General features: G+C 47.3%; 11 protein-coding genes and 1 tRNA gene. 1 reads left to right on the forward strand and 11 read right to left on the reverse strand.

Annotated features, from left to right (window positions below; all coding sequences use genetic code 11):
• Positions 1-24: 24 nt before the first annotated feature.
• From EK22_RS06270 to rlmE, 8 genes are all read right to left on the reverse strand, one after another.
• Positions 25-270 (reverse strand): helix-turn-helix transcriptional regulator, encoded by a 246-nt coding sequence (locus EK22_RS06270; RefSeq protein ID WP_036249076.1) that lies wholly within the window; start codon positions 268-270, stop codon positions 25-27.
• A gap of 86 nt (positions 271-356) precedes the next feature.
• Positions 357-812 carry a hypothetical protein gene (locus tag EK22_RS06275; protein WP_036249079.1) on the reverse strand — a complete coding sequence of 152 codons (456 nt, stop codon included), beginning with the start codon at positions 810-812 and terminating at the stop codon, positions 357-359.
• Positions 802-2,064, reverse strand: coding sequence for a tyrosine-type recombinase/integrase (locus EK22_RS06280; protein ID WP_036249082.1), 1,263 nt, complete (start codon positions 2,062-2,064; stop codon positions 802-804). The genes EK22_RS06275 and EK22_RS06280 overlap by 11 nt, the downstream gene beginning before the upstream one ends.
• 162 nt (positions 2,065-2,226) lie before the next feature.
• Positions 2,227-2,311, reverse strand: a tRNA-Leu gene (locus tag EK22_RS06285).
• Positions 2,312-2,363: 52 nt separating this feature from the next.
• A complete protein-coding gene (gene secG, locus EK22_RS06290) occupies positions 2,364-2,777 on the reverse strand; it encodes a preprotein translocase subunit SecG (RefSeq protein WP_020160856.1) in 414 nt (137 codons plus the stop codon).
• Positions 2,778-3,097: 320 nt separating this feature from the next.
• A complete protein-coding gene (gene glmM / locus EK22_RS06295) occupies positions 3,098-4,438 on the reverse strand; it encodes a phosphoglucosamine mutase (protein WP_036249085.1) in 1,341 nt (446 codons plus the stop codon).
• A gap of 171 nt (positions 4,439-4,609) precedes the next feature.
• Positions 4,610-6,529 (reverse strand): ATP-dependent zinc metalloprotease FtsH, encoded by a 1,920-nt coding sequence (gene ftsH / locus EK22_RS06300; RefSeq protein WP_020160854.1) that lies wholly within the window; start codon positions 6,527-6,529, stop codon positions 4,610-4,612.
• A gap of 177 nt (positions 6,530-6,706) precedes the next feature.
• On the reverse strand, positions 6,707-7,324 hold the full coding sequence (rlmE, locus tag EK22_RS06305; RefSeq protein WP_027147485.1) for a 23S rRNA (uridine(2552)-2'-O)-methyltransferase RlmE: 618 nt from the start codon (positions 7,322-7,324) through the stop codon (positions 6,707-6,709).
• 51 nt (positions 7,325-7,375) lie between these two features.
• On the opposite strand from rlmE, the gene yhbY reads away from it, so the two are divergent.
• The gene (yhbY, locus tag EK22_RS06310) at positions 7,376-7,642 is read left to right on the forward strand and encodes a ribosome assembly RNA-binding protein YhbY (protein WP_020160852.1); all 267 of its coding nucleotides are present in this window, start codon (positions 7,376-7,378) and stop codon (positions 7,640-7,642) included.
• 61 nt (positions 7,643-7,703) lie between these two features.
• Here yhbY and greA read toward each other — a convergent pair whose 3' ends face one another.
• The 3 genes from greA to carA all read right to left on the reverse strand — a co-directional run bounded on the left by greA (position 7,704) and on the right by carA (position 12,646).
• Positions 7,704-8,180, reverse strand: a complete 477-nt coding sequence (gene greA / locus EK22_RS06315; protein WP_027147484.1) for a transcription elongation factor GreA — start codon at positions 8,178-8,180, stop codon at positions 7,704-7,706.
• Between the two features lie 80 nt (positions 8,181-8,260).
• Positions 8,261-11,479, reverse strand: a complete 3,219-nt coding sequence (carB, locus tag EK22_RS06320; RefSeq protein ID WP_036249089.1) for a carbamoyl-phosphate synthase large subunit — start codon at positions 11,477-11,479, stop codon at positions 8,261-8,263.
• Positions 11,480-11,515: 36 nt separating this feature from the next.
• On the reverse strand, positions 11,516-12,646 hold the full coding sequence (carA, locus tag EK22_RS06325) for a glutamine-hydrolyzing carbamoyl-phosphate synthase small subunit (protein ID WP_036249091.1): 1,131 nt from the start codon (positions 12,644-12,646) through the stop codon (positions 11,516-11,518).
• Between the last annotated feature and the right edge of the window lie 86 nt (positions 12,647-12,732).

Below are 12,732 nucleotides of genomic sequence, written 5' to 3' on the forward strand. Positions count from 1 at the left end.
CGCTTTTTGGGTTCGTCAAGGCGATCATGCATCACCACCCATGCTTTTAATCAAAGCGCGTATATCTTCGACTCTCCAAGCTACAGTCCTTGCCTTTGGGCCTCCTAGTCTTACTGGAGCTGGATAAATTCCATCCTTAACGCCGTTTAAAAACGTGGTCCGGCCTATGGGGATAAGCGCCGGTATTGGCGGGTTAGCTTTGGGGTTGCCTACGATGTGCCAGATTCTTAAAAAACCGGCTTCTGGTAATTGACTGGTTATTGTGGCCATGTTTTGCACTCCTTTAGTGCTTGTTGAACATGGCGATATTGTTATGTTGTTCCTTGTGTTTGTATTTCTTGTTTTTTGATGTAATTTTAAGAAAGACTTTTCTTTAATTTATAGTATGCATCACGGGCAATTTCATAAGAGCAGTTATGCTTATCAGCAGCATCTGCTATTAATTTTGTTATTTGTGGCTTCTGCACCTGGCTCTCTTTTAAAGCATCATTAATTGTATTTTCGATTTCACAATATATTTTTAGATTTCTCTCCTCAGCTCTACTCCATATGGTAGACATTGATTTCCAAGGTAAATAAATTTCATCCTCCCAATCACCACCCATAAGAATTTTTGCAAATGCATCCGCAAAAGCTCTCAAAATCCATGGCTCAATCGGTTTATTCTCATACACATTTATACAAAACCGCTGCATTAATCTCATGTAGAACTCTTCTTGTTCTATATCTGTTGCTGTTATGTTCCCAATACGATCAGCAAATTCCTCAAAATGCGGCGATCTCCCTTCAGCAAAAATATCTTCAGTGTCCATTGCTCCCCCTAGCAAACTTTCCAATCGGAATAACATCAGCGCCAGCCTTCAGGCTGTCCATATAATCAGACCAGGCTTGCATCATCTTTCGGCGTTCTTCCAGATATTGCGCCCGGTTATAGGCCGCTCTTACCGCATCTCTTGGCATGTGGCAGAGCTGCCGCTCAATAGCATCTGGAGACCATCCTTGCTCATTCAATAAGGTTGAAGCTGTTGTTCTGAATCCGTGAGCGGTCATCACATCGCTGTCATAACCCAGTGTTTTAAGCGCCGTTCTGATCGTATTATCGGACATTGGCCGACCATCGCCCCGGCTCGATGGGAATACATAGCGGCCCGATCCGGTCAGCGGCTTGATTTCTTCAAGTATGGAAATGGCCTGCTTGGATAGCGGGACAATGTGAAGAACTTCCGTTTTGGTGACAAAGTAGCGCCATTCTCTGGCGGCTAAATCAATATCCTTCCATTCCATTTGCCTAATTTCGCCTGGCCTCTGGAACAGCAAAGGCGACAACCTAAACGCGCACTGGACCACAAAGGTTCCCTGATAGCTGTATATATCCCTGAGCAATTGGCCTATGTCTTTTGGGTCAGTCAACGCGGCCCGGTGCTTTACTTTTTGCGCCGGTATCTGTGCCGCTACTGCCTGAGCCGGGTCATAATTTGTAAAGCCGTGAGCGATGGCATAGCTATAAACAGAGCTGATTTCACTATGGACTCGATGCGCTGTTTCAAGCTGGCTTTTAGCAATGAGCGGCTTTATTACGCCGTAAATATCCGGTGATTTGATTTCGGTTATATCCATAGCTCCAATGGCCGGGAATACATGCCGCTCAAAATGCCTGGTCTTTTTCTGCTGTGTGAGTTCTCTTACCGTGTGCGTAGTGGACGTTAACCAGGCGCGCGCCACATGCTCAAAACTGTTGAGAACCGGCAATCCTGCATCCAGCCTATTTTGCCGATCAATGGCGGCGGCCTTCTTGGTTTTATTCTGTTTTCTAATTTGGCCGGGGTCTATGCCGTCTGATATTTGTTTTTTGGCCCTATATCGTTTTTCCCTGGCCTGCTTTAAAGTGATATCAGGATAAACACCCAAGGCCAACGTTTTACGCTTTCCTTCAAAACGATAATCAAGACGAAAATATTTTCCTCCATTGGAGTGAACATATAAATACATGCCTTGTCCATCTGGCATTTTATAAGGCTTCTCGGCGGGTTTGGCGTTTTTTATGGCGGTATCTGATAGCGGCATGACGGTATATTTTTTGACGGTATATGATGTACCGTCATTTATACCGTCAGAAATGACGGTATGTCAACGAATCCCCTTGTATTTCGTTGGACAATAAAAAACCCGCTAAGCCTTATGGCTTGCGGGTTTGTGTACTTTATTGGGTCTCATAAAACCCTCGATTGGTGCCGATGGCCGGACTTGAACCGGCACGACTTGCGTCACCACCCCCTCAAGATGGCGTGTCTACCAATTTCACCACATCGGCTGAGAATGATCAGAGTGCGCTATTAAACACTGTTTTTAGTTATTTTTCCACTTTATTCTTTAGTTTGATCGATTGGCTTTTCAGCAGGAGTGACTGCTGGCGCCACGGGTATTTCTTCTGCTTCTGATTTAGGTGCGGAAGGAACACTGTTCATATCTATCGATCCATTTACATCAGGAATACCTGATGTATCTTCCTCGACTTCAGGAGCACTCATCAGATCAAACGTTTTGCCCTGCTGACCACTTAATACAGCCAACCCCAAGCTAGTGGTGAAAAACAAAGTTGCCAAAATTGCTGTTGCCCGAGAAAGAAATGAGGCAGCCCCCTGAGCGCCAAAAACCGAGCCTGAGGAACCGGAGCCAAAAGCCGCTCCCGCATCCGCTCCTTTTCCTTGCTGCATTAACACTAATCCAATAACGCCCAACCCCAACAGTACATGAACAACAATGATTACCTGATACATAAAAAGTCTAAACTACTCTAAGTCGAATGATAAATCTGTAAAAGGCTTCCGCGCCCAGCGAAACCCCACCTGTTAAACTGCTATCAATGCCCCTACGACAAGTAAGCCTCTCGTCCTATCCGACTTAACACTGCCCGACGCACAAATAACTGTGTCTTGTCAGCAGTGACCTTATATTCTTTTAACAGTTATGACTGTTGAACTAATTGGATTGGGTCTGCTCATCCGGTGCTACTTAAAGTTTCCACAACCAGAGCCTGGAGCATTTCCACTCTCAAGCAGAAATAAACGACGTATGATATATGCTAACAGCCTATAGTTCAAGCCCCTATCGATTTCTTAACGTCATCAGCCAAATGATGTGCGTAATCCTTTACCTGCACTTCACTTTGCCCTTCCACCATTACACGAATCAAGGGTTCCGTACCTGAAGCCCTCAGCAATACACGACCATTATCGCCCAGTTGTTTTTCGATGGCTTTCACCGCTTTTTGTATGGCCTCATCCTTATCCGGATTTACTTTTTTACTGGTTTTGACATTCACCAGAACCTGCGGATATTTCTGCATCCCGGACTTTAATTCATGCAAATTTCTGCCACTGCTTTGCATTTCCGCCATGACTTGCAATGCTGAGATAATGCCATCCCCTGTTGTGGTTTTATCCAGACAGATAATATGTCCGGAACTTTCTCCGCCTAAAATACCACTATTCGCAATCAGCATCTCCATAACATAACGATCGCCCACTTTAGCTCTCATCAGGCCTATGCCCAGTTTTTTCAAGGCGTGCTCCATACCCAGATTAGTCATTAATGTACCGACTACAGGACCGGTTAACTGACCTGATTGCAACCTGGATTTAGCGATAATATAGATAAGTTCATCACCATCGACGATTTCACCTTTATGATCCACCATCACCACTCGGTCGCCATCGCCATCAAAAGCAATTCCTAAGTCCGCACGGTATTCCAAAACCGTTGCTGCTAATTTATCCGGCCGGGTTGACCCGCACTCATCGTTAATATTGATCCCGTCCGGTTCCGCTCCTATCGTGACAACTTCCGCGCCCACCTCACTAAACACATGTGGAGCAATGTGATAAGTTGCTCCGTGAGCACAATCGATGACAATCCTCATACCACTAAAATCCAGTCGAGTGGGAACACTTGCCTTGCAAAATTCTATATAGCGACCGGCCGCATCGACCAACCGTTTTGCCTTGCCTAATTCTGAAGACTCTACCGTTGTAATGGGCGAATCGATATAATGTTCAATTTTTTTCTCTATCTCATCAGGCAGTTTTGTACCCTGCACTGAAAAGAACTTGACGCCGTTATCGTAATAAGGGTTATGCGAGGCGCTGATGACAATGCCCGCGCTCGCTCTTAAAGTGCGGGTTAAATAAGCGATGCCCGGGGTAGGCATAGGTCCTAGCAGACGGGTATCCACGCCTGCCGCGGTCAAACCCGCCTCTAATGCGGATTCAAACATATAACCTGAAATACGCGTATCTTTACCCACTAATACAAAACCGTGCCCTTCCTTGGCAAATACACGTCCTGTCGCCCATCCTAATTTAAGCAAAAAATCCGCCGTAATAGGTGCCTCTCCTACCTTGCCTCTAATACCATCGGTTCCAAAATACTTTTTTGTCATAATCCTACAAACCTCTACCTGAAAAATGTAGAAACATTAATGCTTCCATAAACTATTATGCGATAAAAATATACTTCAATCCCTGATTCAGTTCACTTTATCGGGGCCAATAAATTTTTTGCATAAAAAAAGGAGAGACATGTCTCTCCTTTTGTTTTCATCCCGCGACTGTCAGGTCTGCTCGGCGGCACCGCCAATCGACTTTCCTGTCTTTTTATCATCCATTCCCTTGGTTTCATCAACTTTAACGTCAGCATGAGGAGGCGTATCATCCCATCCTTGAGGCTCCCTGACCGGCCTACGCGCCATTAAATCATCGATTTGATACTTATCAATGGTCTCGTACTTCATTAACGCTTCCGCCATGGCATGCAGAATATCAACATTCTCTTTGAGAATCTTTTCCGCACGCTCATAGTTCCGGTCAATAAAAGAACGAATTTCTTCATCGATCGTATGAGAAGTCTCTTCCGCAACGGTCTTATGCTGCGTTACCGAGCGTCCCAAAAAAACCTCGCCTTCTTCTTCGCTGTATGCCAACGGCCCTAAACGTTGAGATAATCCCCATTTAGTCACCATATTTCGGGCTAACTCGGTAGCTCGCTCGATATCATTGGAAGCACCAGTACTAACATGCTCCCAGCCAAAGATCATCTCTTCCGCAATACGGCCGCCGTATAAACTGGAAATCATGCTATCCAGTTTTTGTTTGCTGGCACTGTATTGATCTCTTTCCGGCAGGAACATGGTAATACCCAGCGCACGACCTCTAGGCATGATACTGACTTTGTAGACTGGATCATGTTCGGGAACAAGTCTGCCGACAATAGCGTGACCTGCCTCGTGATAGGCCGTCATCTTCTTTTCCTTCTCACCCATTACCATGGAGCGTCTTTCGGCCCCCATGATCAATTTATCCTTGGCCTTTTCCAAATCCGCCATATTGACGACACGTTTATTTGATCTGGCAGCAAACAAGGCTGCTTCGTTGACCAAATTCGCCAGATCGGCTCCGGAAAAACCCGGCGTACCCTGGGCTATATATTTGACTTCAACATCATCAGCTGTAGGCACTTTCTTCAGATGCACGTTAAGAATCTGTTCGCGCCCTCTCACGTCAGGAAGACCAACCGTTATCTGGCGATCAAATCTACCGGGGCGCAATAAAGCCTGATCCAGTACATCGGGACGGTTGGTCGCGGCAATAACAATAATCCCTTCATTGCCTTCAAAGCCATCCATCTCCACCAGCAACTGGTTTAGCGTTTGCTCGCGTTCATCATTGCCACCACCCAGGCCAGCGCCGCGTTGACGGCCAACCGCATCAATCTCATCAATAAAGATAATGCAAGGCGCATGTTTTTTTGCTTGTTCGAACATATCCCGCACACGCGATGCCCCTACGCCGACGAACATTTCCACAAAATCCGAGCCGGAAATAGTGAAAAACGGCACTCTGGCCTCGCCGGCAATAGCTCTGGCCAATAACGTCTTACCTGTTCCTGGCGGACCGATCATGAGTGCACCGCGAGGAATTTTACCGCCCAGTTTCTGATATTTTGCAGGGTCCCTAAGGAAATCCACCATTTCCACAACCTCTTCCTTGGCTTCATCACAGCCGGCTACATCGGCAAAGGTTACTTTAATCTGGTCTTCTTCAAGCATACGGGCTTTGCTTTTTCCGAAAGTCATCGCACCGCGACCGCCACTCGCTCCTCCCTGCATTTGCCGCATGAAGAACACCCAGACCGCAATAAGCAGCAACATGGGGCCGAAAGACACCAGCAACTGCATTAGCATCGAGGGTTGCTCGGGTGGTATGGCCTTGATCTCGACGCCATTAGCCAGCAAGTCATCCACTAAATGAGGATCTTGCGGAGCATAGGTTTTAAATCGCTCACCTCCCTGCATCTTGCCTTTAATAACGTTGTCGTCAATCATGACTTGTTGCACTTGACCCGCTTTCACCGATTCTATGAATTGCGAATACGATAACGATGAATCGCCCCGATCGCCCTGCGGACCAAAATTATTAAATATGGACATCAATACCACGGCAATGACGACCCATAGAATTATATTTTTAATCATATCGTTCAATTTACACACCCCAGGCCCGAACGGCTCTCGGTTTAAAAAACTGACTAATTATATCAGGAATATTTTTCCTGACGGCTCAATTTATCTGGAATTCACCCATTATGAAAAAATATAATTTTCATCATGCCTAGTAATCTCCTTTTATTTAAATATAAGGGCTGTGAACGGTTATTTAAACCCTTTAGCCAAAATATAGACTTCATTGCTTCTCGGTCTTGAGGCTTTTGGTTTTCTAATGACTACCTTTGAAAAGGATTGCTGTACTTCTTTATAAAATTCCTCAAAACCTTCCCCATGGAATAATTTAACCAGAAAAGTGCCGCCTTTTGTTAAAACTGTTTTTGCCGTTTCCAATGCCAACTCTGCCAAATAGATGGATCGCGGTTGATCCACGGCCTTATTGCCGCTCATATTGGGCGCCATATCAGACATCACCAAATTAACCTCCGCACCGTCAAGAACAGCATATAACTCATCCAGCACAGCCTGTTCGCGGAAGTCTCCCTGTATGAAATCGATGCCTTCAATCGGTTCCATCGGCAAAATATCCAATGCGACAATTTTATTCTTGCCGCCGATGAGTTCTCGTGCAAACTGCGACCATCCTCCTGGGGCCGCTCCTAAATCAATAATATTCATCCCTGGCTTGATAATGTGATCTTTATCCTGAATCTCGTTCAGTTTAAAAACGGCGCGCGATCGGTAACCCTTAACTTGAGCCATTTTGACATATTCATCATTGAAATGTTCCTGCATCCAACGACCGCTGCTTTTACTTCGTCCCATAGTTATTTTTTAGTGTAAAATTCGATTTTTTGATTTAGGAAATTATAAAGAGTGAACGCTGCAGACAAGAAAAAACTCCGGGCTCAGGCTCATAGCTTAAAACCCGTCATTATCATCGGCCAATCGGGGCTCACAGCTGCCGTCCTGGCAGAGATCGAACTGGCACTCGACAGCCACGAACTCATTAAAGTAAGAATACGTGCCGAACGGGAAGACCGTAAAGTAATTGGCGAACAAATCTGCATTGATACCGGAGCGGCACTCATTCAAACCATTGGTCAGATTGCTGTCATTTACAGACTAAACCCTGATAAGTAATAAAAGCACAAGGCTAAGGACAAAAGCATGACAGCTTCCTACCTTTTGCCTTGTGTCCCAATCAAACATATTCGATTGAAATAATTTCATACTCGATATCGCCGCCCGGGGCCTTGACTGTAACGACATCCCCAACCTCCTTGCCGATTAATGCACGCGCAATAGGCGATCCGATAGAAATGCGGCCTTCCTTGATATTAGCCTCATCTTCACCAACAATCTGGTAGGTCACTTTCTTTTCCGAATCGATATCCTCTATCTCCACTGTCGCTCCAAAGACCACCTTCCCATTCGCATCCAGTTTAGTGACATCAATGATCTGGGCGTTGGATAGCTTAGCTTCAATCTCAGCGATACGCCCTTCGGCAAAGCTTTGCTGCTCACGCGCGGCATGATATTCGGCATTTTCCTTTAAATCACCGTGTTCACGCGCAGAGGCTATGGACGCAATAATGCGCGGACGAACCACTGATTTCAGTTCGTCCAATTCCTCACGCAATTTTTCCGCACCCTTCACGGTAAGAGGTACTTTATTCATTCTATTGAAACTCCTAATATAGTATTCATCCATCCCTTAATCCGGGAATCCATAAACTGTGCAAGCGGATGACCTTCCAACTACCTCAAGCTTTTATGCAAATCTTGAAGGCAGTTCACATCCCCCGCTTCCAGTTCGCCTAGCGCGTAACAAGCCGCTCTAGCGCCTGCCATAGTCGTATAATAAGTTACGCGGTGCTGCAAGGCTTCCCTGCGCATGGTAAAAGAGTCCGAAATAGCCTTTTTACCTTCCGTCGTATTAATAATCAATTGGATCTGGTCATTTTTTATCATATCAACGGTATTAGGTCGACCTTCGTTGACTTTAAAAACGACCTCACAGGGGATACCGGCCTCTTTAAGAAACCTTGCCGTACCGCCTGTGGCAACAATCTCATATTTTTTCTCCACCAGCATTTTTGCAATATCAGGGGCCTTGGCTTTATCCGCGTCGCGTATGCTGATCAGCACTTTACCGCTATGATTCAAGTCAACGCCTGCGGCGCGCTGGGATTTTGCAAACGCTTCGCCAAACGTCTTTCCCACACCCATCACTTCCCCGGTAGATTTCATTTCAGGCCCCAACAATGGATCCACGCCCGGAAATTTAACAAACGGGAACACGGCCTCTTTAACCGAATAATAAGACGGAATACGTTCTTCAGTTACACCTTGTTCCGCCAGCGATTGCCCGACCATGCAACGCGCCGCGATTTTGGCCAGCGGATAACCGGTAGCCTTGGAAACAAAAGGTGCTGTCCGAGAGGCACGGGGATTTACTTCAAGCACATAAATCTCATCCCCCTGAATCGCAAACTGGGTGTTCATCAAACCTCTGACCCCCAAGGCCTCTGCCATTTTGGCTACCTGTTCACGTAATTTATCCTGAATCTCGGGTGCCAGATCATAAGGCGGTAACGAGCAGGCCGAATCACCCGAATGGATGCCGGCCTGTTCGATATGCTCCATCAGGCCGCCGATCAATACGCGCTCCCCGTCATAAATGGCATCGACATCCATTTCGACCGCATCATCAAGAAAACGATCAAGCAATACCGGCGAATCATTGGATACAGTGACGGCTTCTTTCATATAGCGCTGCAGGCCTTCTTCATTGAAGACGATCTCCATGGCACGGCCACCCAGCACATAGGAGGGCCTCACAACCAAAGGATAACCCAACTCCTTTGCGGCATTAAGCGCCTGCTCGACAGAACGTGCTGTCGCATTAGGCGGCTGTTTTAAGTCCAACCGCTCCAATAGCTTCTGAAACCGCTCACGATCTTCGGCCAAATCAATCGAGTCGGGCGATGTGCCGATAATCGGAACGCCGGCCGCTTCCAAAGCGCGCGCCAATTTCAAAGGTGTCTGGCCGCCATATTGAACGATCACGCCCATGGGCTTTTCCAGCTCAACAATTTCAAGCACATCTTCCAGTGTCAGGGACTCAAAATACAACCGGTCCGAGGTATCAAAATCAGTGGAAACCGTCTCGGGATTACAATTGACCATGATCGTTTCGTAACCGTCTTCACGCAGCGCCAGGGCTGCATGCACGCAGCAATAATCGAACTCGATGCCTTGCCCGATACGGTTAGGCCCGCCTCCGAGAATAATAATCTTTTCCCTATCGGAAACGCGTGCCTCACATTCTTCTTCATAGGTTGAATACAAGTAAGCCGTATCCGAGGAAAACTCAGCCGCGCAGGAATCGATGCGCTTGTAAACAGGACGGATATTCTGCTTGTGTCTGACGTTGCGTACCTCAGATTCGGTCGTATCGAGCAGTTTGGCCAACCTTTGATCGGAAAAGCCTTTACGTTTTAACCTATAAAGCTCGCCTTCTTTCAAGGTCGACAAAGTTTTAGTCGACAACGATTTTTCAGTCAGCACCAGATCTTCGATTTGCGCTAAAAACCATGGATCGATCTTGCATGCCTCATGCACTTCCCGCAATGTCATGCCGCTGCGGAAAGCGTCAGCGACATACAACAAACGATCCGGCCCCGGGTGGCGCATTTCGCGCTGAATTTTTTCGCTCGCGTCCTCGGCGCTCAAATCGACGTATTCATCAAGACCACTGATGCCGATTTCCAGACCGCGCAAGGCTTTTTGTAGCGACTCCTGAAAAGTCCGGCCTATCGCCATGACCTCGCCTACCGATTTCATTTGTGTAGTCAAGCGATCATCGGCTTGCGGAAATTTTTCAAAGGTAAAACGAGGCACTTTTGTGACGACATAATCGATCGTCGGCTCAAATGAGGCTGGTGTCGCGCCGCCTGTAATTTCATTTTGAAGCTCATCCAATGTATAACCGACCGCCAGTTTGGCTGCAACTTTGGCTATTGGAAAACCGGTCGCCTTGGAAGCCAGCGCGGACGAGCGCGATACGCGAGGATTCATCTCGATGACCACCATGCGCCCGTCTTCAGGATTAATCGCCACCTGTACGTTTGAGCCACCCGTATCGACACCGATTTCGCGCAATACCGCTACCGCGACGTTACGCAGAATCTGATATTCCTTGTCGGTCAAAGTCTGCGCCGGCGCCACGGTAATGGAGTCGCCTGTATGTACGCCCATCGGGTCAAAGTTCTCAATTGAACAGATGATAATGCAGTTGTCTTTAGAATCGCGCACGACCTCCATTTCGTATTCTTTCCAGCCCAGCACCGATTCTTCGATGAGCAGTTCATTGGTTGGCGACAAATCCAGGCCGCGTTCGCAAATTTCAACAAACTCCTCCTTGTTGTAGGCGATGCCGCCACCGCTGCCGCCCATGGTAAACGATGGCCGAATAATCGTCGGATAACCGACTTCCTGCTGAGCCGCCATCGCTTCTTCCATTGAATGGGCGGTCTTGGAGCGAGCCACTTCGAAACCGATTTTTCTCATGGCCTGGTTGAACAGCTCACGATCTTCTGCTTTATTGATCGCTTCTTTAGATGCGCCTATCATCTCGACGCCGTATTTTTCCAGCACACCGTGCGCATCCAGCGCCAGCGCGCAGTTCAACGCCGTCTGTCCGCCCATGGTCGGCAGAATCGCATCGGGGCGCTCTTTTTCAATAATTTTCTCTACAGTTTGCCAGTCGATGGGTTCGATGTAAATGGCATCGGCCATATCCGGATCCGTCATGATAGTGGCCGGATTCGAATTGACCAGAATGACGCGATAACCTTCTTCCCGCAGTGCTTTACAGGCTTGCGTGCCTGAATAGTCAAACTCGCAGGCTTGACCAATAACAATCGGGCCTGCGCCCAGTAATAAAATCGATTTTATGTCGGTTCTTTTTGGCATTTCGTTGCTTTGCTCTGCTGATAATTGACTGGCTGATTATTTGTTGAACTGATCCATCATCTTGATGAAATCATCAAATAACGATTGCACATCATGAGGACCGGGGCTTGCTTCAGGGTGCCCCTGAAAGCTCATGGCCGGGCAATCAGTCCGTTCAATGCCTTGCAGGCTGCCGTCAAATAAAGAATGATAAGTTGCGACCAGGTTAGCAGTGAGAGAAGCCTCATTCACCGCGAACCCGTGATTCTGACTACTGATCATCACTCGGCCGGTCGCTTTTTCCTGTACTGGATGATTGCCGCCGTGATGGCCGAATTTCATTTTTTCGGTTTTAGCCCCGCTCGCCAAAGCCAGCAACTGATGCCCCAGACAAATGCCGAAAACGGGTATCTTCTTGGCTAAAAATGTTTTAATCGCTTCAATCGCATAAGTGCATGGCTCCGGATCGCCAGGGCCATTGGATAAAAAGATGCCGTCAGGATTCATTGCCAGCACGGCTTCCGCCGACGTGGTCGCAGGCACAACCGTAATGCGGCAACCGCGATTAGCCAATAATCTCAGGATATTGCGTTTAACTCCAAAGTCATAAGCAACGACGTGCCGAGTCAGGTTTTCAGCCTCCGCATGACCCTTCTCCAGTTGCCAGACATTTTCGGTCCACTCGTATGGTTCTGAGACGGTCACTTCCTTGGCCAGATCCATGCCCTGTAGACCGGGAAAACCCTCGATCGCCGCTTGAGCCGCATCTACATCGACCGCTTCCCCGGCCATGATACAACCGCGTTGCGCGCCTTTATCGCGCAGCAGTCGCGTCAATTTACGGGTATCGACATCGGCAATGGCTACAACATGATTATCGATCAAGTATTGTTGCAAGGTTTTTTCGCATCGCCAGTTACTGGCCACTAACGGCAGATCCCTGATCACCAGACCGCTGGCAAAAACGCCAGTGGACTCGTCATCTTCGCAAGTTGTACCGACATTACCAATATGCGGATACGTTAATGTAACAATTTGCCGGGCATAAGATGGATCACTGAGGATTTCCTGATAGCCGGTCATCGAGGTATTAAAAACGACTTCTCCCACGGAACAGCCGTCGATGCCTATAGACACACCGTTAAATACCGTCCCATCTTCCAACACTAACAATGCAGGTTTACTCAAACACGTCACCTCAAATGTGCAAAACGGGATGACCCCCAAAGGACTCATCCCGTTATAAAAAAACAAAATTGTACCAATTTTACGAG

Origin of the sequence: Methylobacter sp. BBA5.1 (assembly GCF_000746145.1) — a bacterium.
GTDB lineage: Bacteria > Pseudomonadota > Gammaproteobacteria > Methylococcales > Methylomonadaceae > Methylobacter > Methylobacter marinus.